General features: G+C 42.7%; 22 protein-coding genes. 15 read left to right on the top strand and 7 right to left on the bottom strand.

What is annotated here, in order from left to right; genetic code table 11:
* Positions 1-223 precede the first annotated feature (223 nt).
* The 5 genes from pgsB (at position 224) to NST09_RS16815 (ending at position 4552) form a co-directional block, all read left to right on the top strand.
* Positions 224-1405: a poly-gamma-glutamate synthase PgsB gene (gene pgsB, locus NST09_RS16835; protein WP_007497522.1), complete on the top strand. Its 1182-nt coding sequence runs from the start codon at positions 224-226 to the stop codon at positions 1403-1405.
* 15 nt (positions 1406-1420) lie between these two features.
* The gene (gene pgsC / locus NST09_RS16830) at positions 1421-1870 is read left to right on the top strand and encodes a poly-gamma-glutamate biosynthesis protein PgsC (protein WP_007497520.1); all 450 of its coding nucleotides are present in this window, start codon (positions 1421-1423) and stop codon (positions 1868-1870) included.
* Between the two features lie 18 nt (positions 1871-1888).
* Complete coding sequence (locus NST09_RS16825; protein WP_342493140.1) at positions 1889-3055, top strand: CapA family protein; 1167 nt, start codon at positions 1889-1891, stop codon at positions 3053-3055.
* Positions 3052-3222: a hypothetical protein gene (locus NST09_RS16820; protein WP_008343253.1), complete on the top strand. Its 171-nt coding sequence runs from the start codon at positions 3052-3054 to the stop codon at positions 3220-3222. The genes NST09_RS16825 and NST09_RS16820 overlap by 4 nt, the downstream gene beginning before the upstream one ends.
* Before the next feature lie 106 nt (positions 3223-3328).
* On the top strand, positions 3329-4552 hold the full coding sequence (locus NST09_RS16815; protein ID WP_342493139.1) for a C40 family peptidase: 1224 nt from the start codon (positions 3329-3331) through the stop codon (positions 4550-4552).
* Positions 4553-4608: 56 nt separating this feature from the next.
* Here NST09_RS16815 and NST09_RS16810 read toward each other — a convergent pair whose 3' ends face one another.
* Both NST09_RS16810 and NST09_RS16805 read right to left on the bottom strand, forming a co-directional pair.
* Complete coding sequence (locus NST09_RS16810) at positions 4609-5490, bottom strand: Cof-type HAD-IIB family hydrolase (RefSeq protein WP_172673031.1); 882 nt, start codon at positions 5488-5490, stop codon at positions 4609-4611.
* Positions 5491-5854: 364 nt separating this feature from the next.
* Positions 5855-6820, bottom strand: coding sequence for an LCP family protein (locus tag NST09_RS16805; protein ID WP_035389731.1), 966 nt, complete (start codon positions 6818-6820; stop codon positions 5855-5857).
* Positions 6821-7091: 271 nt separating this feature from the next.
* On the opposite strand from NST09_RS16805, the gene NST09_RS16800 reads away from it, so the two are divergent.
* Both NST09_RS16800 and NST09_RS16795 read left to right on the top strand, forming a co-directional pair.
* On the top strand, positions 7092-8456 hold the full coding sequence (locus NST09_RS16800) for a sugar porter family MFS transporter (protein WP_089374136.1): 1365 nt from the start codon (positions 7092-7094) through the stop codon (positions 8454-8456).
* Positions 8457-8746: 290 nt separating this feature from the next.
* Positions 8747-10144: a bifunctional glycosyltransferase family 2 protein/class I SAM-dependent methyltransferase gene (locus NST09_RS16795; protein WP_342493138.1), complete on the top strand. Its 1398-nt coding sequence runs from the start codon at positions 8747-8749 to the stop codon at positions 10142-10144.
* A gap of 204 nt (positions 10145-10348) precedes the next feature.
* On the opposite strand, the gene NST09_RS16790 is transcribed toward NST09_RS16795, so the two are convergent.
* The 5 genes from NST09_RS16790 to kduI form a co-directional block, all read right to left on the bottom strand.
* Positions 10349-11494 (bottom strand): Ger(x)C family spore germination protein, encoded by a 1146-nt coding sequence (locus tag NST09_RS16790; protein WP_342493137.1) that lies wholly within the window; start codon positions 11492-11494, stop codon positions 10349-10351.
* On the bottom strand, positions 11491-12591 hold the full coding sequence (locus NST09_RS16785; protein WP_326110026.1) for a GerAB/ArcD/ProY family transporter: 1101 nt from the start codon (positions 12589-12591) through the stop codon (positions 11491-11493). The genes NST09_RS16790 and NST09_RS16785 overlap by 4 nt, the downstream gene beginning before the upstream one ends.
* 3 nt (positions 12592-12594) lie before the next feature.
* Complete coding sequence (locus NST09_RS16780) at positions 12595-14061, bottom strand: spore germination protein (RefSeq protein WP_035702242.1); 1467 nt, start codon at positions 14059-14061, stop codon at positions 12595-12597.
* A gap of 104 nt (positions 14062-14165) precedes the next feature.
* Positions 14166-14939, bottom strand: coding sequence for a 2-dehydro-3-deoxy-D-gluconate 5-dehydrogenase KduD (gene kduD, locus NST09_RS16775; protein ID WP_046344629.1), 774 nt, complete (start codon positions 14937-14939; stop codon positions 14166-14168).
* 4 nt (positions 14940-14943) lie between these two features.
* Positions 14944-15771 carry a 5-dehydro-4-deoxy-D-glucuronate isomerase gene (gene kduI, locus NST09_RS16770; protein WP_008343239.1) on the bottom strand — a complete coding sequence of 276 codons (828 nt, stop codon included), beginning with the start codon at positions 15769-15771 and terminating at the stop codon, positions 14944-14946.
* Positions 15772-16028: 257 nt separating this feature from the next.
* Here kduI and NST09_RS16765 point away from each other — a divergent pair, with 257 nt between their 5' ends.
* The 8 genes from NST09_RS16765 (at position 16029) to NST09_RS16730 (ending at position 24578) form a co-directional block, all read left to right on the top strand.
* Positions 16029-17039 carry a LacI family DNA-binding transcriptional regulator gene (locus NST09_RS16765; RefSeq protein ID WP_342493136.1) on the top strand — a complete coding sequence of 337 codons (1011 nt, stop codon included), beginning with the start codon at positions 16029-16031 and terminating at the stop codon, positions 17037-17039.
* 86 nt (positions 17040-17125) lie between these two features.
* Positions 17126-18142, top strand: coding sequence for a sugar kinase (locus NST09_RS16760; protein WP_082181667.1), 1017 nt, complete (start codon positions 17126-17128; stop codon positions 18140-18142).
* Entirely contained in the window at positions 18114-18722 is a 609-nt protein-coding gene (locus NST09_RS16755; protein WP_060781495.1) for a bifunctional 4-hydroxy-2-oxoglutarate aldolase/2-dehydro-3-deoxy-phosphogluconate aldolase, read from the top strand. The genes NST09_RS16760 and NST09_RS16755 overlap by 29 nt, the downstream gene beginning before the upstream one ends.
* 109 nt (positions 18723-18831) lie before the next feature.
* Positions 18832-19287, top strand: coding sequence for a GNAT family N-acetyltransferase (locus tag NST09_RS16750; protein ID WP_282900723.1), 456 nt, complete (start codon positions 18832-18834; stop codon positions 19285-19287).
* A 70-nt stretch (positions 19288-19357) separates the two neighbouring features.
* Complete coding sequence (locus tag NST09_RS16745) at positions 19358-20359, top strand: sugar-binding protein (protein WP_216942885.1); 1002 nt, start codon at positions 19358-19360, stop codon at positions 20357-20359.
* The gene (locus NST09_RS16740) at positions 20356-21798 is read left to right on the top strand and encodes a sensor histidine kinase (protein ID WP_342493135.1); all 1443 of its coding nucleotides are present in this window, start codon (positions 20356-20358) and stop codon (positions 21796-21798) included. The genes NST09_RS16745 and NST09_RS16740 overlap by 4 nt, the downstream gene beginning before the upstream one ends.
* Complete coding sequence (locus NST09_RS16735) at positions 21792-23210, top strand: response regulator (protein WP_217816101.1); 1419 nt, start codon at positions 21792-21794, stop codon at positions 23208-23210. The genes NST09_RS16740 and NST09_RS16735 overlap by 7 nt, the downstream gene beginning before the upstream one ends.
* Before the next feature lie 99 nt (positions 23211-23309).
* The gene (locus tag NST09_RS16730) at positions 23310-24578 is read left to right on the top strand and encodes an ABC transporter substrate-binding protein (protein WP_035389707.1); all 1269 of its coding nucleotides are present in this window, start codon (positions 23310-23312) and stop codon (positions 24576-24578) included.
* The last annotated feature ends 27 nt before the right edge of the window (positions 24579-24605 follow it).

Raw genomic sequence — 24605 nt, 5'->3', positions numbered from 1 at the left:
TTTCTCTTGTTTGAAGCAGAAATTCAGCCGTCATTTTGTCCGTCTTTTGGCCTTTTCATTTGAGCGTGAGGTAGGCAAATACGCCTTCTGATTAGAGGAATTTGGCATACGAGGAAGTGAAAGATTATGTTACATAATACCGATTGTGATTTTATGCTGAACCTATATACTGTTGATTGAATTTACATATCACACTCATAAAAAAAGGAGATGTAGATAAGCGATGTGGTTAATCGTTATAGCCTGTGTCATCATGTTAGGGATTGGCTTTATTGAAAAGAAGCGTCATCAGAAAAATATCGATGCCCTGCCGGTACGCGTCAATATTAATGGTATACGCGGAAAGTCTACCGTTACAAGATTGACAACCGGTATCTTAATGGAGGCAGGTTATAAAACTGTCGGCAAAACAACAGGAACGGATGCAAGAATGATTTATTGGGATACGCCAGAAGAGAAACCGATTAAAAGGAAACCGCAAGGACCAAATATCGGAGAGCAGAAAGAAGTTATGAGAGAAACAGTTGAAAGAGGAGCAAATGCCATCGTCAGTGAATGTATGGCGGTGAATCCAGATTACCAAATTATCTTTCAGGAAGAGCTGCTTCAAGCGAATATTGGCGTGATCGTAAACGTTCTTGAAGATCATATGGATGTGATGGGGCCAACTCTTGATGAAATAGCTGAAGCCTTTACAGCGACAATTCCTTACAATGGGCACTTGGTTATTACGGATAGTGAATATACAGATTTCTTTAAAGAGATTGCGAAAAAACGCAATACTGAAGTGATTGTTGCAGATAATTCCAAGATTACCGATGAGTATTTACGGAAATTTGAGTATATGGTGTTCCCGGATAATGCTTCACTTGCACTTGGTGTTGCACAAGCATTGGGAATTGATGAAGATACGGCATTCAGAGGCATGTTAAATGCGCCGCCTGATCCAGGAGCGATGAGAATTCTTCCATTAATGGATGCAAAAACACCTGGACATTTTGTAAATGGATTTGCGGCTAATGACGCAGCATCTACATTGAACATTTGGAAGCGTGTGAAGGAAATTGGGTATCCAACAGATGAACCGATTATTATCATGAACTGTCGTGCGGATCGCGTAGATAGAACGATCCAGTTTGCGGAGGATGTACTTCCTTATATTGAAGCAAGTGATCTTGTCTTAATTGGTGAAACGACAGATCCAATTGTGAAGGCATTTGAGGATGGAAAAATTCCGGCTGACCACTTACACAACCTTGAATATCAATCTACAGAACAAATTATGAACATGCTTGAGAAAAAGCTTCATAATCGAGTGGTTTATGGAGTCGGCAATATTCACGGCGCCGCTGAACCTTTAATCGAAAAAATTCAAGAATACAAAATTAAGCAGCTTGTCAGCTAGGAGGAAATATAGAAAATGTTCGGATCAGATCTTTATATCTCGTTAATTTTAGGTGTTCTACTCAGTTTAATTTTTGCAGAAAAAACAGGAATCGTACCAGCTGGGTTGGTTGTTCCAGGTTATCTGGCGCTCGTCTTTAACCAGCCAGTCTTCATTTTAGTTGTTTTATCTGTCAGCTTGCTGACATATGTGATCGTTCGTTTTGGTCTATCGAAATTTATGATTTTGTACGGACGCAGAAAGTTTGCGGCGATGCTGATTACAGGGATTGCCTTAAAGCTCATATTTGATTTCTTCTATCCAGTGGTTCCGTTTGAAATAGCAGAATTCCGCGGAATCGGAATCATCGTGCCTGGATTGATTGCGAATACAATTCAAAAGCAAGGTCTTACGATTACCCTTGGAAGCACATTACTTCTAAGTGGTGCAACATTTGCCATCATGTATGTTTACTATCTATTTTAAGATAAGGTGTGTCCAATGATGAATAAAAAATTGAGCTTTCAGGAAAAGCTGCTGAAAATCACAAAGAACCAAAAGAAAAAGACGAATAAACACGTACTGATTGCTTTACCGATTGTCATTGCTTGTACATTTCTATTTACATTTATCGGGAAAGCACAAGTACCAACTGTAGAAAAGAATCCAGAAAACATCCTGACCGCTTCGTTTGTCGGAGATATTATGTTTGGAAGAAATGTAGAGAAAGTAACAGTCCGCTATGGAAAGCAGCACCTGTTCCGCTATGCGAAGCCGTATTTTGATGTATCAGATTATGTAACTGGGAATTTTGAGCATCCAGTGGCTTCAGATAAGGAACAGGCAGCACAAAAGAATATTCATTTGAAAACAGATGAAGATTCTGTACAAGCGTTAAAGGATTTGAATTTCTCTGTACTAAACTTTGCGAATAACCATGCAGCAGACTACGGTGAAAAAGGCTTAAATAACACGATTGATGCCTTTGAAAAAGCTGACATGGATTATACAGGGGCAGGGCGCAACGTCAATGATGCGAAGCAGAACATTTCATACAAAGAAGTGAATGGCGTTAAAATCGCTACCCTTGGTTTTACAGATGTCTATGGAAAAGATTTTAAAGCAACAAATCGCAAGGCAGGTATTCTACCAGCTGATCCATCTATCTTTATTCCGATGATTTCACAAGCTGCTGAAAAGGCAGATATCGTTGTTGTTCATGCGCACTGGGGACAGGAATATAACAATGAAGTAAACGACAGACAAAGAGAGCTGGCAAGAGCGATGTCAAAGGCAGGTGCTGATATCATTATCGGTGCACACCCGCACGTTCTTGAGCCGATGGAAGTCTATAACGGAACAGCGATCTTCTATAGCTTGGGGAACTTTATTTTTGACCAAGGCTGGTCAAGAACACGTGATTCTGCCATTGTTCAGTATCATCTGAATGAAGATGGAAAAGCGACATTTGAAGTGGTTCCAATGTACATCAAAGAAGCGACACCTGCTCCAGTCAAAGCAGGATCTCTTGAATCAAAATCGATTATCCGTATGCTGACAAATGGCACGAATGCGGATTGGAAAGAAAAAGACGGACATATTTTCTTTGAAGTCGATCATTCTGATAAAGTTCAAACATTAAAAGAAAACGAGGGGAAGGATAAAAAATGAAATTCCTTAAAGCAAGCTGGCCGTTTGTTGCGTTAATTTTAGTCTTTGTCTTTATGTCTGCTTTTAAATTTAGTGACAGCCTCACAGATCATGAGAAACAAAAGATCTCGGTTGAAATGCAGAAAATTGAACAGCAAAAGCAGTCAAAAGCGGAAGCGAGTAAATAAAGAAATGATGATGAAAAGAGCACGCGAGGCGTGCTCTTTTTTGACGGAAAAAGGTGTAAAATGAAAGGGGTCATGTCGAAACTATAAAAGAAAGGAGGAAGAGAGGATGAAATGGAAAGGAATACTGCTTGGAGGATGTGCCATTGTAGGACTCATGCTTATGTCTCAAACAGAGGTGTCTGCTCAAACAACATCTCCTTTAAAACAAGCGGAAACGCTGATAGGTACGCCTTATCATAAAGGAGGAATCGATCCGAAAACGGGCTTTGATGCGTCTGGTTTTATACAATATGTATACAAAACAACAGGTGCATTTGATTTGCCGCGAAAGGTGATCGATCAATACCAAATCGGTGAAAATGTATCATGGGAAAAAGCGAAGCCCGGAGACCTTGTCTATTTTCGCAGTCTTGAAGAAACAAAAGACATCCCGACACACGTTGCTTTGTACGCTGGAAATGATCAAGTGATCCACATCACACTCAGTCAAGGGGTGGTGAAAACAGATGTCAGCAAAAGCAAATATTGGACCGATCGGTTCTATGCGGTCAAACGGCTGCCTGTCTCCCAAGAGATGTCGGATGATCAACTGGTGAAAGATGCGATGAAATATTTAGGAATCCCTTATGTATTCGGGGCATCAGATCCAAAAGTAGGATTCGATTGTTCAGGTTTTTTACAATATTTATTTGAAAAATCACTTGGGATTTATTTGCCAAGAAGTGCTGAGCAGCAATGGATGGTTGGAGAGAAAGTGGCACGAGACGATATTCGCCCTGGAGATTTTGTTTTTTTTAGTAACACGTATAAAAAAGGAATTTCACATGTAGGCATGTACATCGGAGGAGACCGCTTTATTCATGCGAGCCGTTCGGAAAGTGTGACGATTTCTTATTTGTCTGAATCGTATTGGCGTGAGAAATGGACAGGTGCGAAACGATTAACTGAGCTGAAACTAGCGAAAGAAGACCCAGTCGTATCAAAAGCCGCTACGTATATTGGAGAAGTACCTTATGTAAAAGGTGGCGCGAGCCCAAAGCAAGGCTTTGATACAGCAGGATTCACGCAGTATATCTATCAAGCAGTGCTTGGAATTGAGATGCCTCGCTATGCGCCGGGTCAAGTTAAAGCAGGTACACCTGTGAAACGATCGGAACTAAAGCCGGGAGATCTTGTCTTTTTTAAAGGGACTTCGTTGATGCCAGCCATTTATGCTGGTTCAAATCAAGTCATTCATGTGACGGTTTCAAATGGCGTTGTCATTACCAATATGAAAACAAGTACGTATTGGAAGGATAAATATGAGACGGCTGTTAGAATCAAAAAATAAAGAAAAAGCCCGATCAATGCTCGGATCGGACTTCTCGACTTCTCACTAGGCGCTGATCAGACAAGCGTCTTTTTTTCTTGAAATTGATTCTGCAAAAGCAGATCAATAAAATAGGCGACGCCATCTTCATGGTTGCCTTTTGTGATATAGGTGCTTTTTTCTTTAATGACATCCACCGCATTCCCCATCGCTATCCTGTGTCCTGCTTCATCGAACATGGATAGATCATTAGGGCTATCACCGATCGCATAAATATTGGATCGGTCTACGCCATAATGGGCTGCAAGTTTCTTGAGGGCATGTCCTTTGCCTGACTCTTTTGGCAGTACCTCAATGATATGTTCTCCAGATGAGGTCAATGAGAGCTCAGGCATCTTAGAAAGAAGATCTCGTGCTTCTTGCAGCTTATTCATATCAAATGAGAAGCATAGTAATTTATAAGTTGGTTCATTCGACTCAAAAATTTGACGGATGTCATCGACAGGTTTGATGCCAAACTGTTTAAATTGAGTCATCGCCCCTTCCCATAAATCAGCTACATCCTCGTTAGGATTGGCGCTTTTGATCATATCAAATTCAGCTTTGAGCTTTTCTTTTCCATCAAATGGGGAAAGGAGGGCATCGTCTGTATAGACCTCGAAATAAATGTTCCGTTCCACCAATTCCTTTGCAGCACGTCTTCCAGCTTCTTGATCAAGGGTGATTCTGCTGAAGAGCTTGTACCCTTCTGTATGGACAGTTCCTCCGTTTGCCGCAATAATGGGAATGTCCAAATCCCCAAGAAGCTCTTTTACATCAAAAGTCGCACGCCCTGTACAAATGGTCACAATATATCCAGCTTCTTTCGCACGAATCAATGCTTGCCGGTTTTGAGCGGATATTTCACTTTTTGTATTTAAGAGTGTACCGTCTAAATCAATCGCAATCATTTTTTTCATTGCTGTTATATCCTCCTTCATTCATGCAATAGCCTCTTCAAAGTATGTACGATTTCCTTCATTCTCATGAAAGAGTCGGATCGTGGATTCCTCTCTTTAAGGCTAAACAAAAATGGTCAATTGATCAAGGATATAAGAAAAAGCGCCCAAAAGGACGCTTCCAGCGTGTAGACAAACCCTCGCATTCTTTGTCAGTCCTGCGTGCTGGTGCTCACGAATGTCAAATTCGCTCCGCGCCAGTACTCGTTCTTCCTAGACTGCAAAGGTTTTCTATCACGCTGAAAAGAAGACAAAGGGCTAAAATCAAGTTCATTTTAGCCCTTTGTCAACAATCTGAAAGCGCCCAAAAGGACGCTTTCTGTTTTTATGATAATTCAAGCTGTTTCTTCAATTCCGTTTTGACTTCGTTCAGTTGGTTTTGATCCAATTGGTAATAATAAACGCCATTTGGCTGGTAATCAGATCCTTTTAGTTGAATCGTATCAACAGATTTCAGTGAAGTGAGTAGTGGGAAAAGACCGACTAGTTCTTTCATTGACAGGTTAGTTGAGACGTTATCACCTAGAGTATCTATGATATTGTCATAAGACGGAATGGACGTTACTGATTTTGATTTATCGAAAATGGCTTTTAAAACTTCCATTTGACGCTGTCCGCGCATGAGATCACTGTCTGCTTTTCTTGTTCTCACATAAGCGAGAGCTTGATTACCATCTAGTGTGTGAGTACCCGTTTGCAGCTGAACTTTGCCCTTTGTATCTTTAAGAATCTGTTTCACAACATATTCATCTTTAATGTTAACGGAAACACCGTTTAATTCGTTCACAATTTCCTTAAATGCTTTGAAATTACTTTCAATCACAAAGTCGACAGGGATATCTAGTAAATTCTCAACTGTACTCACCGTGAGGTCTGCATCACCAAATGCGTGTGCATGTGTGATTTTGTCATAACCATGACCTGGAATATTAACATATGAGTCCCTTGGAATACTTAATAATTTCACGGTTTTATTCGTACGATTTACTGTCGCTAATACCATTGCATCGCTTCGTGCTTGTTTGACGGTTTCGCCTGGTCTGCTGTCAATGCCAAGTAGCAAGACAGAAAAGCTGTCTTTCCCAGGATCAAATGCTTCAATCCGTTTGACAGATTGTGCACCGCGGTCTAGAGAGACTTGTGCTTTTTTCGCAGCTGTTGTCACTTTATAGTAGGCATAGCCGGTGACAGAAGCGGTTGTCAGTAAAAGAATACCAAAAATAAAAAGAGTGACTTTCACCCATGGTTTTAAACGCTTTTTGCCTTTGCGTTTACTTCTTGTTTGATCCATATATTTTAAACCCTCGCTATGATTTTATAGTAAAGATGTCCTTCTTCATGCTTACAAACTAAAACAAATATACCTTAAAACGGGATATAGTGCGACATTTTTTTCACTAACGCTTAATTGACGTTTCCTTATCTAAAAAAGTTTCAATGATACGCAAATGAAATATATTTGTCATAAAACATCGAAATGTTTGAAATGACAGGAAGTGAGGAAAATGATTTTTCATAGAGAAACATCCAGTCATTACATAGATAAAAGAGGGGTTATGATCATGAAAAATCGGAATGGGTGGCTTTATTTCTTCGGCGCACTTGGAGGCGCCTTATATGGTTATGATACAGGTGTCATTTCTGGCGCTATCTTATTTATGAAAGAGGATTTAGGTTTAAATGCATTTACAGAGGGACTTGTGGTCAGCTCGATTTTAATCGGGGCGATGCTCGGGTCTTCTCTTTCTGGAAAACTGACAGATCAATTCGGACGGAAAAAAGCGATAATCGCCGCAGCCATTTTATTTATTATCGGCGGATTTGGAACAGCCCTTGCACCGAATACGGAGGTCATGGTCTTATTTCGAATCGTGCTAGGACTTGCTGTCGGATGCTCGACGACGATTGTTCCATTGTATTTATCTGAACTTGCGCCAAAGGAATCAAGAGGGGCACTTTCCTCATTAAACCAACTCATGATCACATTTGGTATTCTTCTTGCCTATATTGTGAACTACGTTTTAGCGGATGCAGAGGCATGGCGTCTGATGCTTGGAATTGCCGTTGTTCCTTCTGTGCTCTTGTTATGTGGTATTTTGTTTATGCCAGAAAGTCCTCGCTGGCTGTTTGTCCAAGGACAGGCGGACCGGGCGAAAGAAATATTGTCAAAACTTAGACAAAGTAAGCAAGAAGTTGAAGACGAAATTGCGGATATTCAAAAAGCAGAAAGTGAAGAAAAAGGCGGTCTTAAGGAATTACTCGAACCATGGGTGCGCCCCGCTTTAATTGCTGGTGTCGGTTTAGCCTTTTTACAGCAGTTTATTGGGACAAATACGATCATTTATTATGCACCAAAAACATTTACAAGTGTCGGCTTTGGCGATTCAGCAGCCATTTTAGGAACTGTAGGAATTGGTGCAGTCAATGTTGTCATGACGTTTGTTGCGATTAAAATCATTGATCGTGTCGGGCGGAAAGCGTTACTCCTATTTGGAAATGTAGGGATGGTTCTTAGTTTGATTGTTCTAGCAGTGGTCAATCGTTTTTTCGAGGGATCAACAGCTGCAGGGTGGACGACAATTATATGTTTAGGACTTTTCATCGTCATTTTTGCTGTCAGCTGGGGCCCGGTCGTATGGGTGATGCTGCCGGAGCTGTTCCCAGTACATGTCCGGGGAATCGGTACGGGGGTATCGACCTTCCTACTGCATACAGGGAATTTGATCATCTCGCTCACATTCCCAACCTTGTTAAGTGCAATTGGCATCAGTAACCTTTTCCTTATTTATGCAGCCATCGGCATAGGTGCCTTCTTATTTGTGAAATATTTAGTCACAGAAACGAAAGGAAAAAGTCTTGAAGAGATTGAAGAAGATTTAAAAAAGAGAAACCGTGCCGTCGTGAATGACGAAGGGGAAACGGTATGAAAAAAGACCAGCTGCATGAGGCAGCTGGTCTCAGCGTGTAGACAAACCCTCGCATTCGGTGTCAGTCCTGTGTGTCGGTGCTCACGAATCTCTCATTCGCTCCGCGCCGATGCTCGTCCTTCCTAGACTGCAAAGGTTTTCTATCACGCTGAAAAGAAGACAAAGGGTTAAAAAATTCATTTTAGCCCTTTGTTAAACAAACGTTTAATCAAGAAAGGACAATCACTCATCTTCTGAACGTGCTGCCTATGACATACATATGGAACAGGCGGGCGAAAGGTGGAAATGAGATGAAAGGGAAAACGAGCATTGTGATGCTGACGTACAATGAACTGCACCTAACGAAAAAATGTATCGACAGTATCAAGGAGCATACTCGGCGTGATGAATATGAACTCATTATCGTGGATAATGCTTCATCAGACGGAACAAAGGAATATGTGAGACAACTGGAAGATGTCGTGTTGATTGACAACGAGAAGAATCAAGGCTTTGCCAAGGGCTGTAACCAAGGGGCGAAAAAGGCAACAGGAGATAGTCTTCTTTTTTTAAATAACGACACGATTGTGACCGAAAACTGGCTGTTGCCTTTAAGAGAAGCCCTTTTTGCATCAGAGCGTATTGGCATGGTAGGGCCTGTCTCCAATTATGTAAGTGGTCCTCAGCTCGTTCAGCCATCTTACACAGATGTGAAGGAGCTTCCTGCCTTTGCGAAGGCATATACGGCTTCGAAAAAAGGTCAAAGAACATATGTGCATAGACTTGTTGGTTTTTGTTTGCTGGTCAAAAGAGAGCTGATCGAGGATGTAGGGTTATTTGATGAGCGGTTTGTATATGGATCATTTGAGGATGATGACCTTTGTCTGCGCTCATTGCTGAAGGGGTACCAACTGCAAATCGTCCATGATTCTTTTGTGCATCATCACGGTCATGCTACCTTCAATGCCAATGAAGAAACGAACATCTCTACGTTGTTTGCGGAGAACAGGCTTCGTTTTTTAGATAAATGGGGCATTGATTTAAACTTGATAACGCCCCATCCATATTTTGCAGCACTGCTCCCTGAGGATGCCGGATGTGTGCTGGATGTTGGCTGTGGTGCTGGGGCGACAGGGCTTGAACTGATCAACCGGCAGTCCGTTGACATGTACGGAGTAGAGGCGGATGCATTAAAAGCAGAGATGGCAAAGGCGTATTACAAAGAAGTGATTGAGACAAAAGCGGAAGCGTATCCTTGGTCAGAGAAAGAAGCTTTTTTTGATGCTGTGATCTTTTCTGATGTGTTAGAGCATGTGTCAGATCCATGGCAGATGATTGCTCAAGCGCATGCGTCTTTAAAACCAGGTGGCGTGATCATTTGCTGCTTACCTAATATAATGCATGCGGAAGTACTGCTGCCTTTAATGACAGGTGATTTTACGTATCAAGATGTGGGGATTTTAGATCGAACACATATGAGATTTTTCACACCAAACACAATGCGGGCGCTCTTTCCAGACCATTTGTTTCATCGCGTGATTGAACAGCCCATCAATGTGCCAATTGATCAAAACGTTCAATTGTTTTTTGACGAAGTGGCGAGAGTAGGAGAGTCACTTGGCTTTCAAACAAAAGCATTATCTGATCAAGTGACGCTCTATCAGCTTTTGATCGTTGCACGTAAAAAAGGCGGTTCCCCCTCCGGGTAATCCACCTCAGCGTGTAGGAAAACCCTCGCATACTTTGTCAGTCCTGTGCGCCGGTGCTCGCGAATCCTTCATTCGCTCTGCTCCGGTACTCGTCCTTCCTAGACTGCAAAGGTTTTCTATCACGCTGAAAAGAAGACAAAGGGCTAAAACAAAGTTCATTTTAGTCCTTTGTCAACCATCTAAGGCGGATGACCGCCTTTTGTGCTACCATTTAAAGCTTTTCGTTGCGCCTTCTGCACCAAAGTTCAAAATGCTCACTTTTACGTCATATGCAATGTCTACTTCTTGAAATAGTGTATCCCATTCGTTGCGGTGCTGATCCCAAAAGTCTGGATACTTGATGCGCACCTGCCGGTTTAAAAAGATCGGGTCAACGCCCACATCTTTTTGCATGTGATTGACAGCTTTTTGAATGCGCTCTTTGATTTTGCGTTCAAAAATGCGCTCAAATCGTTTGATGTATTGCTCATCGTATGAGTTTTCAGGGGGATATTGATCTTCTGATAGTTTCCCGTTTGTTTGTACACTAATTTTAAAGGAAATCTTTCCGTTCTTCAGATAGGGTTCAATCTTGGACTTTGCTTTCTTGATTTCATACGTAATCGGAAAGCCTTTGTAGGTGGCGGGTACGACTCCGCCTGAGATGCGATTCATGACCCAGTTTAAAGATTGGACATCCTTTGCTGGTATGAATCCTATCAGTTTTCGCGTTTTCCCATGGATAATGCCTGCACCATCATAGGTGAGTTCTCCGTTTACGACATCCACACTTTGGACAAGAAAGCTTGTACCCATCTGAAAGTAATCCGACGCTCGGCCAATACGTGTTGGCAGTAAAATCTTCCCGTTAAAGCTCCGGTTTTTTGATGTTTCAAAAATATGCTCGACTGGAACCCTCTGTTGTGATTTTAATTTTTGATTGATGACTTTTGAAGCCTCATGGCGTGACACTAAGAGGTAGCTGCTTCTTCGAACCTCATCATCTCGTATAAAGTGGTTGAGTGTCCCTTGAATATCATGATGTTCAGCTTGATCTTTGCCAAACAAAAAGATTTTAAGGTGATCACTGTAAATCGGCGGGTCCTTCAAAGCGACATTGCTGACTGCTTCCAGTACATTTTTCCCCTTTGAGACGACATTCACATAGCCAGGGGAATCTGCTTCTTGTGTTCCGCCCATTTTAGGGACAAGGTTTTGATAGGTGAGTTTGACTCCGTTATCATCTTCCTCGTCAATGCCAACACCGCGCACAAACGATAATTTCTCAATATCTTTTAAGTCCCAGCAACCTGTCGATAAAAGCAAAAGACAGCAAGACAGAAAGGTGAGCCATAAACGCCGCACTTTCATGCAGATCGACCTCCCCATTTTTTACGTATCATGAGCAGAACAGCTGTTATAAAAGGAATCGCTAAAACAGCGAATAATGCATAGCCGAGTAAAGTCGAGTAGTAAAAGACTTCATTGATATTTCTCGGAAAAAGAGAGAGAGCTGAGGTCAGCAAAAACAGCAACCATAGCAGTCTCGTTAAATTGGTTGTCTTAAACACCGTTTGACAGCCTTTAATAGCAAATTGGAAAAAGCCAAGCATACAAATAAACTGCTGGCACGTCCAGATCGTCAGTAAGAAAATATCAAAGCGTTCAATGAAGACCCCTTCTAGTTCTAGCGCTTGAATGAGTGAGACAGTGGGCCAGGTGAGTGATTTCGTTTCTCCAACCGTCATGGAACCAATCACAATAAAGAGCGTGAGGGAGTAAATAAGTGTGGTGATCCCTACACCGATCGCTGCGGCCCATTTCGCTTTTGACCATTTGTCTTTATAGATAAGCGGTACGACAAACAAAATGACTTCAAAGCCTGTAAATTGAATAAATGTTTGAGAGAACAAATTACTAAAATCTTTAAACCCGTGAGCCATTACCGGGCGTAAGTAATCAAAATCAAATATTTTCAAACTAAACAGCATGAGCCCAATGTAAATGATCATGGTCATCGGATAAATATATGTCACCATTTTCACTACCGGAAAAATGCCGCTTTTTAAATGATAGATCGCCACCAGTAAAAAAATCATCACAATCACTGTCATCGGGGTCGATTGCAACAGGAAAAATTGAACCACTTCCCCCAGTACACGCGCCTCAAAGCCAACAATGGCTAGTAAATAACCGATCAGCATTAGGTTAAAGATCGTACCAAAGAAGGCACCGGCTCCTTTTGTATTCGATTCAAAAATGGTATCCGGTGCATTCTTCTCCGCAATCCAACCTAGCAAAAAAGCAACGAAAGCAAAGATGACTCCCTGTATTAATACAATGATCCAGCCATCAGGGAATCCTGAATTGGCAGAACTGCGAGGAATGGTTAAAATTCCAGCGCCTATCATTGTAGAACTGCACAGAATGGTGACTTGTAACAATGATAGCTTCTCAGCTCTGTACATCGTTTACTCTCCTTGTCTTTTGAGATTTTTTGTCTTGGCTGTTTTCGGTCTCGATTTAAATAGCCCTATTGGTAAACGAACGTACGTATCTTTTAAATCTGAAAACGGTGAAGACAAAACAGGTGTGAAATAGTCAAAACCAAAGGTCTTTAGCTGCATCAAGTGACAAAGTACAAATAAATAACACATGATGAGGCCGTATAATCCAAACATGGCTGAACTGAAGATCGCCATAAACCGCAGGATGCGTAAGGGAAAGCTGAAATCATATGATGGAGCAGTAAAATCGGCTAGTGCCGTCAGAGACACAATAATCACCATTAAAGCACTGACAATATTGGCTTGGACAGCCGCCTGTCCAATAATGACGCCGCCAATCAGTCCGATCGTCTGCCCAATCGCCCTAGGAAGACGAAGTCCAGCTTCCCGCAGCAGTTCAATCGTAAACGACATCAAAATGGCTTCCACTACAGGAGGAAAGGGCACATTTTGCCGGCTGCCTGCGATGGTCAGTGCCATTCGTGTTGGTAATAAACCAGGATGATAGGAAACAAGGGCGATATAGAGTCCCGGTAAAAAGATCGTCAAAAGCACGGCAATATAACGGAGCAAACGCAAAAGAGTCGCACTTGTCCATCTTTGATAATAATCCTCCGGTGATTGCATCAAGGCAGTGAGAGTCATCGGCATAATGAGGGCAAAGGGCGTCCCATCGAGCAAAATAGACACCTTTCCTTCGAGCACAGAGGCAATCACCCGATCAGGACGTTCTGTATTTTGAATCTGCGGGAAAATAGAGATATGACTGTCTTCAATCAGCTGTTCTATGTAGCCGCTCTCAGGAATATCATCCATTTTGATTTGCTTCATACGAGAGAATACATCATCTACTAGTTTGGGGTCTGCGATATCACGAACATACACAAGAGCAGCAGATTTCTTGTTACGAGTACCTATGTTCACCTTTTGAATGACAAGATTCGGATCGTTTGCTCTTTCACGAAGCAATGCCGTGTTTTTTTCAAGATTTTCAATAAATCCAATCCGGGGTCCTCTTACAAGGACTTCTGATTGCGGCTCCTCTACTTCTCTAAATTGAAAAAGATTCGTATGGAGCGCAAGCGCTTGAGTGGCCCTATCCACAAATAAAATAGCCCTGCCGCTGTATAACTGCTCGATGGCAAGGTTCATATCTTCCAGCACATCATTTTGAATGCCAAAGAACGTTTTAGAAAGGGAAGAAAGTGTGGTGTGGTCGACCTCGGTAATGGTCAGTTCCTTTTGCATAGGTGAAATGATTTGTTTGGAAAGCATCTCAAATTCTGTGAGTCCTTCAACGTACACGAGACATGCAGAGACAGCGGAAGGACCAAATGAAAAAGAGTGGAACACGATATCATCACTTTTGCCGGCAAAGCTTTTGACACGCTGAATGACGGACTCTATATCTTGTTCAATACGACTTTTCATAATACCTCACCCTCATGTCTTTTTTTATAGAGTGACTCGGAAGGAGAAGAATTATGCAAATAGAAAAAAGAGAATCCCCTAAAATAGGAATTCTCTTCACATGTTTATCTCGCCAGCCAGCCGCCATCTACGGCTAAAATATGACCGTTCATATAATCAGAGGCAGGGGAGCTGAGAAAGACGGCGGCACCTGCTAGATCTTCAGGCCGTCCCCAGCGTCCAGCTGGGATTCGTTTCAGAATCTCTTCATTTCGGTTCGCGTCGTCACGAATGGCTTGCGTGTTATTGGTTGCAATATAACCAGGTGCGATCGCATTGACCTGAATATGCTGACTTGCCCATTCATTTGCAAAAGCTTTCGTCAAACCTGCGACAGCATGCTTACTTGCTGTATAAGCGGGAACAAAGACACCGCCTTGAAATGATAGAAGGGAAGCGATATTGACAATTTTCCCTTGCCCTTTTTTCAGCATCTGCTGTCCGACCTTTTGCGTGAGGAAAAAGAGACTGTTGATATTCACATCCATCACAGTATGCCAGTTTTCCTCTGAATATTGAGCGGCCTCTTCTCTTTTAATGGTCCCAGCATTATTGATCAAAATATCTATTGAATGCTGCTTTAAAAGGGCATCAATATCCCGCTTTGCGGACTGAGGATCTGAAAAGTCTACTTGAATCGCATGAAATGATCTGCCGGTCTGTTCGACAAGTTCTTTTGTTTCATCAAGCGGCGTATGGTGGTAGGTGCCGATGATATCTGCACCTGAACGGGCAAGCGCTACGGCAATCCCTTGCCCAATACCAGTTCCAGGACCTGTGACAAGAGCTGTTTTGCCTTCGAGGGAAAAGAGGGACGCTACGAATGATGTCGTCGTCATCTCATTACCTCAGCTGGTCCATCGGGACAAAGTCCATATCTTTAAACGTATAGTTTTCTCCCGCCATTGCCCAAATAAATGAATAATTTGCGGTACCTGAGCCTGAATGAATGGACCAGGCAGGTGAGATGACGGCTTCTTCATTTGCTACAACGAGATGTCTCGTTTCAGATGGCTCCCCCATAAAATGAAAGACACGTGCGTCTTCCTCTATATCAAGATATAAGTACACTTCCATCCGCCGGTCATGTATATGAGCAGGCATCGTGTTCCATGTGTTATTGGTTTCAAGCTGAGTGATGCCCATCATAAGCTGGCAGCTTTGGATGCCGTCTGCATGAATGACCTGATACAGATTCCGTACGTTCGAGGCGGATGCTTCCCCTAAATGATTCGGTGTTAATTCAGCGATCGCAGCCTTTTGTGTCGGATACGCTCTATGAGCGGTGGCTGACACAAGATAAAATTTGGCCTGCTCACCTGATGAACTAGCAAACTGTACATGTTCGTGTCCAAGTCCAATATATAAGAAATCTTTATGCTCCAGCACAAATGACTCACCATCGACTGTAACCGTACCTTGGCCGCCGACATTTACAATACCAATTTCCCGTCTTTCAAGGAAATATTCTGTACGTAAAAAGTCGCCGGCATCTAGCTTGATCGGTTCTGATGTCGGCATAACACCGCCAATCACCACACGGTCCTCATGCGAATAATACAGCTTCAATTCACCACTGACAAAAAGTATCGGAATATGAAAATGACGACGAAGTTCCTCTGTTGTAAAACGCTTGACCTGCTCAGGATGTACAGCATAACGATTTTCCATTTGAGATAAGCCTCCCTTTCCATCTGAAACATATGATTATTTTATTTGGTATCGGTTTCAAGGAAAATTCTAGAGGAAAAAGAGAGCGGCGTCAACCATTAATTTGTAATCGCTTTCTTTATTTGTATAAAAGCTTTTTTTCTTCATGTTCATGAAAAAAATCTTCTGATACAGCTCAACTTGTGGTATGCTTTTTTTAAGTTTATTTGAAATCGGTTTCGAAACAAATGAGAAGATCGATCTTGGGAGTTTTTTGTATGAAAGAGAAAAAGCAAACGAAAGTCACCATTAACGATGTTGCAGCATATGCAGGTGTCTCAAAATCAACGGTATCCAGATACATCAATGGCAGAACAAATGAAATTTCTCCTGAAAAGGTAAAAAAGATTAAAAAAGCCATTGAGGAGCTCCATTATCGTCCGAGTCAGCTTGCCCAAGGATTGAAAGTAAGAAAGAGCAAGGTCATTGGTTTTATTGTGGCTGATATTACGAACCCATTCTCTGTTGCGACACTTCGTGGTGTGGAAGAGATTTGTGATGAATATGGATACAGCATCATGGTGTGCAACACAGATAATCGTCCAGAAAAAGAACGAGAAATGCTTCTGAAGCTGCATGCGCATTATATTGAAGGGCTGATCATTAATACGACGGGTCAAAACAATGACATTTTGCAAGACTTTAAGCAAAATGGTGTACCGATTGTTCTTGTTGACCGTAAGTTACCTGAACTCAAGGTCGATACCGTCACAACGAATAACCGTGACATCACGGCTCGTCTACTTCATCAAATGGTTGAAAAAGGCTACGAACATATCGCTTTCTTTACTGAGCCGGTTGATGGGATTAGTCCTCGTGAAGAACGAAAAGAAGCCTATGAACAGACGGCCATGAGTCAACATAAGACACCTATGATTGCAGAAATCAATTTAAAGCAAAAGGAACAAATGCGAGATGAGATTTGTCGTTTTTTACAATCAAACCATCAGAAAAAAGCGATTTTAGCAGGCAATGGATTACTCATGCTGAAGCTCATCAGTGAACTCGTCGATCTTGGGGTGAAGATTCCTGAGGAGATAGGCATTGCCGGATTTGATGATACAGAATGGTATAAGCTGATCGGGCCAGGCATCACTACGGTGGCGCAGCCATCTCATGAGATGGGGAGAGCGGCGATGCAAAAAATCAAGACGCGTCTTGAAGGGGATAAGAGTGCACCCCAGACCATTCAACTTGATGGAGAAATCATTGTGAGAAAATCTTTATAAACGTCAGGCAGAGAAGAGTATACATACGTGCATGCTCTCTCTTTTTCAACTGTTTTGAAACCGGTACCAAGAAAGGGGAGAAATCAGTGAAAGCATTGGATGTGATCACATTTGGGGAATCAATGGCGATGTTTTATGCAAAAGAAATTGGCGAGCTTCACCAAGTGCATACGTTTCAAAAAGCACTTGCTGGTGCAGAGAGTAATGTTGCGGTCGGCTTGGCAAGATTAGGCTTTAGCGTTGGCTGGATGAGCAAGGTCGGGGCGGACTCACTTGGTACATTTATTTTAGAAGAGCTTCAAAAAGAAGGGGTCGATACGAAGGCAGTACTCCGTTCAAATGATGGAGCCAAAACAGGGATATTGCTTAAATCAAAAGTCATCGATGGAGACCCTGATGTGACGTACTACCGAAAAGACTCTGCTGCGAGTACATTGAACCCAAGCGATTTCCCGTCCACTTATTTTCAGCAGGCAGGACATCTTCATATGACCGGAATCCCGCCTGCTGTGTCTAGTGAAATGAGAGCGTTTTCTTTTCATGCCCTTAAAGAAATGAAAGAAGCAGGAAAAACCATTTCCTTTGACCCGAACCTGAGACTTCAACTATGGGAAGAGGAAGAAGACATGATTCATACGGTGAATCAGATGGCTGCTCAAGTAGATTGGTTTTTCCCAGGGCTTGCAGAAGGTCAAAGACTCACGGGATGTGATGATCCGGAAGCAATTGCGGATGTTTATTTACAAAAAGGCGTCAAGCTTGTGGTCATTAAACTGGGAGCGGAAGGAGCCTATTTCAAAAGTGCATCCGGCCAAGGTGTAGTGGATGGTTTCCATGTGTCTCATGTCGTGGATACAGTCGGAGCTGGTGATGGATTTGCAGTGGGAGTGATGAGCGGTCTGCTGGACGGTTTATCATATGAAAAATCGGTAGCAAGAGGCAATGCCATTGGAGCACTTGCAGTCATGTCCCCAGGAGATCACGAGGGACTGCCGACTCGAAAAGAGCTTCAGGCATTTATAAAAGAAGCCAAACGATATCAAAGGCGACACGATATGAAGGGAGATGAGAGGTATGGGAAAGTCAGCAAGTATGAGCGTTAAAGAGAAGCTCGCAGCTTGTAAACTCATTGCGGTGGTCAGAGCAGGTAGTGAAGCAGAGGGGATAGAGATGATTGCTCGTTTAAAGAAAAAAGGGGTGCGGGCCATCGAAGTGACATATACCACGCCCAAAGCAGAGCGGATCATTGCATCTTACCAGCATGACCACGACTTGATTGTCGGAGCCGGAACGATTACAACACTTGAGCAGGCACAATCAGCCATTGAAGCCGGCTCTCAATTTATCGTCAGCCCGGGATATCTTCCTGTCATCGGAGAGCACCTATCTTTTCACGATACACTTTACGTTCCAGGTGTTTTGACCCCGAGTGAAATTATGCAGGCAAAAGCAAATGGATACAGCGTGTTAAAGCTTTTTCCGAGCGGCGCCTTCGGTTTGTCCTATATGAAAAATTTGCAAGGCCCGTTTCCAGAGATTGAGTTCATCCCAACAGGAGGCATTCATCCAGTCGATGTGCCAAAGTGGCTTGAAGCAGGAGCCGTGGCAGTAGGTGTCGGCAGCCAGCTTGAAAGCAGTACAGCAGAAGAATTACAAGCTGTTCTTTCTTCCACCATCATGTAGTTCACATAAACAACCGGCGGATGACTGCCGGTTGTTTGTTCGTTTATCTGACATAAAAGATGGGAAGGCGCTTCTTTTCACATAAAATGAGCATAAAGGAGAGGTCGATATGTACATTCAAGAAGATGAACTAAAAGATGGTCAAATTGAACAATTGATTAAAGCTCATTTAGAAGAGATGAAAAAACATTCACCGCCAGAAAGCATTCATGCCCTTCCGTTAGACGATCTGAAAAAACATGATGTCACAGTGTGGAGTGCAAGGGATGGAGAGGTGCTTCTTGGCTGCGGAGCCATCAAGGAGCTATCAAGTGAACATGGTGAACTCAAATCGATGAGAACGGCAGCAGCCCATATGCGAAAAGGCGTGGCGAAGCATCTGTTGACCCACCTTCTCCAAGAGGCGAAGCGGCGGGGGTATAAAAGAGTCAGCCTTGAAACAGGTGCGATTGCTTTCTTTGAACCGGCAAGAAAATTATATGAAAGCTTTGGATTTCAATATTGTCCGCCTTTTGGTTCATACCAAGAAGATCCGAACAGTTTATTTATGACAAAGGAATTATAGAGGTCGAGAGAGTATGCTTTTATAAGCAACTCTTTTTTTATGCGGCAACAATGGAAGGAGGAGAATGTGAATGAAATGGTCGAAGTTGTTCGGAATGGGCGCATTTCTCACATTTTGTGTCGTATCTGTTCTTTTTTTATCTATATTAGGTCAAGATTTAGTTAAAATTGAAAGCGCTTCCGACGAGACGGTATCAACTTATCAATATCACTTTGTTCTTGTACCGGAGGAACTTGATAATGAATATTGGCAATTGGTGCAAAAGGGAGCTGCTGATGCGGCGGAAGTTCATCGGGTGTATCTTGAATACCTAGGTCCAAAGCAAGCTGATTTGGATGATCACCTGAAAACCATTGATATGGCGATTGCTGGTCATGTGGATGGCATTATGACGCAAGGGCTTGATGCAAAGAGATACAAACCGCTCTTTCAAAAAGCAAGAGAGAAAGGTATAGATGTCGTCACAGTCGATACCGATGCAGAGGGGAGCAAACGTCAAGTGTATGTCGGAACAGATAACTATTATTCTGGCTTTATCGCCGGACAGGCACTCATCGCCGATACAAAAGGCGAACAGTATGTGGGCATTGTGACGGGACGGCTTGATGCGATTCACCAGAAGCTTCGCGTGAAGGGGTTTCGAGATGCCGTTTCTGGTGAGAAACGCATTCATATTGCTGGAATAGAAGAGTCGGCGATTACGAAATCAGGTGCTTCCGGTGCTGCGTATAAATTGTTAAATGATCATACGCAGCTCACCGCATTTTATGGAACAAGTGCATTAGACGGTGTCGGCATTATTCAAGCAACAGAGCAATATCATTCATCTAAAGATGTTTATGTGCTCGCATTTGATACTCTGCCTGATACGATTCAAGCGCTGGATGATGGGAAAATTGATGCAGTGGTTGTACAGCACCCTTATGAAATGGGCTATCAAGCGGTTGAATCTCTTGTTCGTTTGCAACAAGGGGATAAACAAGAACCGCTTCAGTACACAGGGACGAGTGTGATTCGGCGAGGAGACCTGCCCCTTCATCAAACAGAAAGACCACAGGGGGTTCAGCCATGAGAAAAATACGAAGTAAATTATTATTGGCATTTTTAATTCTTGTGCTCCTTGGTAATGTGGCCGCTTTTTTTGTGTATTGGAGCAGTTCAAAAATCACATCAGAATATAGCAAGAGCTTTCGTTCCTTTCTCCTGCTGAATGATATTTCGACAGAGGCAAAAACGATGTATGAAAAGGTCAACGCCTTTGCCATCGAAAAGGATCAGGCGTTTGCCAAGGGCTATGCTAAATCAAAACGGAAAATGACATCATATGATCAAGCATTACTCAAAGATGCTGGGCTTCATGCCGCCATCCCGTCCATTGAAAAATATCAATATATGATGCGGACGCTCATAAACGAAAGTGATGCCACAATGAATCATGTCAAAGAAGGGAAAATCAAAGAATATGCTGCAAGTGTGAAGGAAGTAAGAACCGTGTCCTCTTATATACAAGAGCAGACAATGACTCTTTTGGATGATGAATTATCTGAGTATCAAGTACTCTACCAATCCCTTCAAAAAAGACATCAAACGTATGCGCTTTTTACTCTATGTCTGTTTACATTATCGATAGGCATCGCTTTATGGATGGCCTATATCATTGCGGGTGGAATCTCAAGACCGATCGTTCATCTGTCTCGAAGTGCCAAAGAAGTATCAGAAGGGAATTTTGATGGTCCGAATTTGCATGTGTCATCAAAGGACGAAATCTCTGTGTTAAATCATGCCTTTGAGCGAATGCGGCGAGAGATGAAGGTCATGATTGAAGAGATGAAACAAAAGGCTGCTTTAGATCAGAAAATTAAAGACATGAAGCTGAAAACACTACAAAACCAAATGAATCCACATTTTTTATTTAATACATTAAACATCGTTTCACGTATGGCGTACTTAGAATCAGCTGATGCGACATCGAGATTGATACAATCCGTTTCTACGCTGATGCGGTATTCGCTATCTCCTCTCAGCGCATCTGTTACGTTAGAACAAGAAGTGAAAGTGGTAAAAGAATATTTTCATATACAAGAAACAAGATTTTCCGATCGTATTACATGCAAAACGGCCATAGATGAGTCGTGTCTATCTGTTCACATTCCGAGCCTTACATTGCAGCCGCTTGTCGAAAATGCCTTTATTCATGGGGTAGAACCAAAAGAGGAAGGGGGGCTTGTAGAGCTCTCTATTGATCGAGATGATGGCTTTGTCATGATTCGGATTCGGGATAATGGACTTGGCATCAGTGATCAAGAGAAAAAGAGATTGCTATCGCAAGAGGAAGAAGATCATTCAGACACACGTAGTAAAGGTCACTCGACAGGAATTGGTCTTCGAAATGTGATGTCGAGGCTGCGTTTGTTTTACGGAGTGCAGGATGCCCTTCAAATTGATTCAAAGCCAAACGAAGGGACCACCATTCAATTGACAATACCAATCAAGGAGGAACGAGCATGCTGAACGTGCTGATTGTGGATGATGAAAAAATTGAACGAATGGCGATGCGTAAGTTCATGACCGAATGGCTGCCAGACTGTCATATTGCAGGGGAAGCTGCGAATGGAAAAAAGGCGGTGGAATTGGCGCGGTCTAAGCCAATTGACCTTGTGCTCATGGATATTCAGATGCCTGGCATGGATGGACTCACAGCGATCAAACAGATCAAAGCAAGCTGCCCTTATACTAAATTTATTATGCTGACAGCCTACGATACATTTGATTATGCCAAGCAAGCCATGCAGGAAGGGGTCAAACAATACCTTGTCAAACCAGCTGATAAAGACGAAACCATTACAGCGATTCGTTCTGTTGCGGCAGAAATTCAGCAGGAGGTCTCCCTGCGGCAGGCGGAGAAAGTCAATCAGCAGTCGAAATGGCTGGAAGCCCATGTGTTGAATGGTCAATCTTATACTTCAACAGCGTTTGAGCGGCTGTTTCAGGATTTTCAAGCAGGTCTAGTGATCGCTGTTCAGCGGACAGGTGGGGATCAACTCCTGAATCATTTGCAGGAGTCTGCTCTTTTTCAAGCAGTGCCTATCCAAGTGAGCGGTGAGCTGTTTACATGCTTGATTTACAGCCATCAATCACCTGGTCACCTAAAGGCGAATGTACTGCAAGCCATTCGCGCTGCTATGACAAGCGAGCAGCATTCCTCTGTCGTTGGCATGGGTCATCCTGTCTCAAATCCACTTCAACTTCAGAAAAGTGCAGCAGAAGCGAAGCTTTCCTATTATCAGCGAAAAAAAGATGACGGCGCTGTTCGTTATGGCTTTTACCATACAGATAGACAATCTTACGTATTGATCAACTTGCCTGAGCTTGCCGATGACATGATGCTGGCACTAGAAGAAGGGAGAAGAGATGATGCTCTTGCTTACTATGATGCCTTCCAATTAGAAGGGGCAACCATTTCTCATGTGAAAGAGCTGCTCATTTTACTCAAATCACGACTTCGTGCAGATGTTCCTATCCTGGCTATCACTACAGAAACAGAATGCCGCCAATGCTGTGACCATTTATTTGATCTGTATGAAGCAAGAACCCAGACGGTGAATGATATAGAACGGGCGAAACGATACATTCAAACACACTTTTGCGAACATATCACGCTGGAGCAAACGGCCGCCTATGTTGATTTAAGCCCGACGTATTTCACCAAACGCTTTAAGGATGAGACAGGTCTGACGTTTAAAGAATATGTGACGACCTGTAGGATGGATAAAATGAAGAAGCTACTGAAAGAGAGTTCGCTTAGTTTAAAAGAAATCACCTATCAAGCAGGATATACTGATCCGAATTACGTCAGTCGTGTGTTTAAAAAAATGGTTGGCTGTTCGCCGAAGGAATATCGAAAACAGGTCGTAAAAAAATGAAGAATTTCATAAAAAAGTGAAGAAGTTTGCCTGAAAAAAGGCAAGGATCTGCCAGTATACTTATTTTGATAACGCTTACAAAATAGGGATGGGGGATCCATGATGAAGTTTAAATTAGGCTTTACTTTATTGGCACTCTGTATGCTGGTCGTCTCTGCTTGCAGTTCATCGACGAACTCAGATGCAAAAAAAGAGGGCGGAGCGGAGAAACTAGAAATTTTCTCTTGGTGGACTGGTGCAGGTGAGGAAGACGGGCTGAAGGCACTCATTCAATTGTTTGAAGAGAAAAATAAAGACATTCCAATTGAAAATGCAGCTGTCGCTGGTGGCGCTGGTACGAATGCAAAGGCTGTTCTAACAAGCCGGATGCAAGGAGATGATCCGCCAGCTACTTTCCAAGTACACGGGGGAGCAGAGCTGAATGAGAGCTGGGTAGCCGCAGGTAAAATGGAGCCGCTGGATGACCTTTATGAGAAAGAAGGCTGGAAGGATAAATTTCCAGAATCACTGATTGACCTTGTGAGCAAAGACGGGAAAATCTATTCCGTTCCAGTGAATATTCATAGAGGCAATGTGCTTTGGTATAACAAAAAAGTATTTGAAGATCAGGGCTTAGAGCCGCCAACGACGTTTGATGAATTTTTCAAAACAGCCGATGCCTTAAAGAAAAAAGGGATTACTCCACTTGCGCTTGGGGATAAAGAACCTTGGGCAGCGACTCATTTGTTTGAGAGCGTTCTTCTAGGAGTACTAGGTGCAGATGACTATCAAAAACTTTGGGCGGGCGACTTAAAAATGGATGATGCAAAAGTGAAGGAAGCGGCAGACATCTTTGGACGTATGCTCGAATACGTCAACGACGATCATAGCTCGCGTAACTGGCAGGATGCCTCACAACTCGTGGCAAAAGGGGAAGCTGCAATGAATGTCATGGGCGACTGGGCAAAAGGATATTTTGTGAATGATCTAGATTTGAAGGTGAATAAAGACTTTGGATACGTGGCAACTCCTGGTACGGAGGGCAGCTTTATGGTCATCACGGATACATTCGGACTGCCGAAGGGTGTCAAACAACCAGAAAACGTGAAAAAATTCTTATCTGTCTTAGGGTCTGTGGAAGGACAGGATGCGTTTAATCCGCTGAAAGGGTCAATTCCGGCTCGTGTGGATGCAGACGTATCAAAATATGATGAATACGGAAAATCAGCAATGAAGGCGTTTAAAGAGTCAAAGCTGGCACCGTCTCTTGCGCATGGCTCAGCTGCTGAAGAAGGTTTTGTCACGAAGGCGAACCAAGCCGTCAATATTTTCGTGACACAAAAAGACAGCAGTCAGTTCGTTTCTTCTTTAAAAGATTCAATGAAATAAAGATGAAAGAGGCGGCCGTTAGGCACC

The organism is Bacillus sp. FSL W7-1346, from assembly GCF_038593335.1.
In the GTDB taxonomy this organism is placed as follows: Bacteria; Bacillota; Bacilli; order Bacillales; family Bacillaceae; genus Bacillus; species Bacillus altitudinis.
Note: the sequence above shows the minus strand (reverse complement) of the source record. Positions and strands in the feature narration are given on the sequence as shown.

What these genes read in the sequence shown, in the direction of transcription:
- pgsB (WP_007497522.1), top strand. Translation starts at nt 224, where the DNA reads ATGTGGTTAATCGTTATAGCCTGTGTCATCATGTTAGGGATTGGCTTT.
- pgsC (WP_007497520.1), top strand. Translation starts at nt 1,421, where the DNA reads ATGTTCGGATCAGATCTTTATATCTCGTTAATTTTAGGTGTTCTACTC.
- NST09_RS16825 (WP_342493140.1), top strand. Translation starts at nt 1,889, where the DNA reads ATGAATAAAAAATTGAGCTTTCAGGAAAAGCTGCTGAAAATCACAAAG.
- NST09_RS16820 (WP_008343253.1), top strand. Translation starts at nt 3,052, where the DNA reads ATGAAATTCCTTAAAGCAAGCTGGCCGTTTGTTGCGTTAATTTTAGTC.
- NST09_RS16815 (WP_342493139.1), top strand. Translation starts at nt 3,329, where the DNA reads ATGAAATGGAAAGGAATACTGCTTGGAGGATGTGCCATTGTAGGACTC.
- NST09_RS16810 (WP_172673031.1), bottom strand. Translation starts at nt 5,490, where the DNA reads ATGAAAAAAATGATTGCGATTGATTTAGACGGTACACTCTTAAATACA.
- NST09_RS16805 (WP_035389731.1), bottom strand. Translation starts at nt 6,820, where the DNA reads ATGGATCAAACAAGAAGTAAACGCAAAGGCAAAAAGCGTTTAAAACCA.
- NST09_RS16800 (WP_089374136.1), top strand. Translation starts at nt 7,092, where the DNA reads ATGAAAAATCGGAATGGGTGGCTTTATTTCTTCGGCGCACTTGGAGGC.
- NST09_RS16795 (WP_342493138.1), top strand. Translation starts at nt 8,747, where the DNA reads ATGAAAGGGAAAACGAGCATTGTGATGCTGACGTACAATGAACTGCAC.
- NST09_RS16790 (WP_342493137.1), bottom strand. Translation starts at nt 11,494, where the DNA reads ATGAAAGTGCGGCGTTTATGGCTCACCTTTCTGTCTTGCTGTCTTTTG.
- NST09_RS16785 (WP_326110026.1), bottom strand. Translation starts at nt 12,591, where the DNA reads ATGTACAGAGCTGAGAAGCTATCATTGTTACAAGTCACCATTCTGTGC.
- NST09_RS16780 (WP_035702242.1), bottom strand. Translation starts at nt 14,061, where the DNA reads ATGAAAAGTCGTATTGAACAAGATATAGAGTCCGTCATTCAGCGTGTC.
- kduD (WP_046344629.1), bottom strand. Translation starts at nt 14,939, where the DNA reads ATGACGACGACATCATTCGTAGCGTCCCTCTTTTCCCTCGAAGGCAAA.
- kduI (WP_008343239.1), bottom strand. Translation starts at nt 15,771, where the DNA reads ATGGAAAATCGTTATGCTGTACATCCTGAGCAGGTCAAGCGTTTTACA.
- NST09_RS16765 (WP_342493136.1), top strand. Translation starts at nt 16,029, where the DNA reads ATGAAAGAGAAAAAGCAAACGAAAGTCACCATTAACGATGTTGCAGCA.
- NST09_RS16755 (WP_060781495.1), top strand. Translation starts at nt 18,114, where the DNA reads ATGGGAAAGTCAGCAAGTATGAGCGTTAAAGAGAAGCTCGCAGCTTGT.
- NST09_RS16750 (WP_282900723.1), top strand. Translation starts at nt 18,832, where the DNA reads ATGTACATTCAAGAAGATGAACTAAAAGATGGTCAAATTGAACAATTG.
- NST09_RS16745 (WP_216942885.1), top strand. Translation starts at nt 19,358, where the DNA reads ATGAAATGGTCGAAGTTGTTCGGAATGGGCGCATTTCTCACATTTTGT.
- NST09_RS16740 (WP_342493135.1), top strand. Translation starts at nt 20,356, where the DNA reads ATGAGAAAAATACGAAGTAAATTATTATTGGCATTTTTAATTCTTGTG.
- NST09_RS16735 (WP_217816101.1), top strand. Translation starts at nt 21,792, where the DNA reads ATGCTGAACGTGCTGATTGTGGATGATGAAAAAATTGAACGAATGGCG.
- NST09_RS16730 (WP_035389707.1), top strand. Translation starts at nt 23,310, where the DNA reads ATGATGAAGTTTAAATTAGGCTTTACTTTATTGGCACTCTGTATGCTG.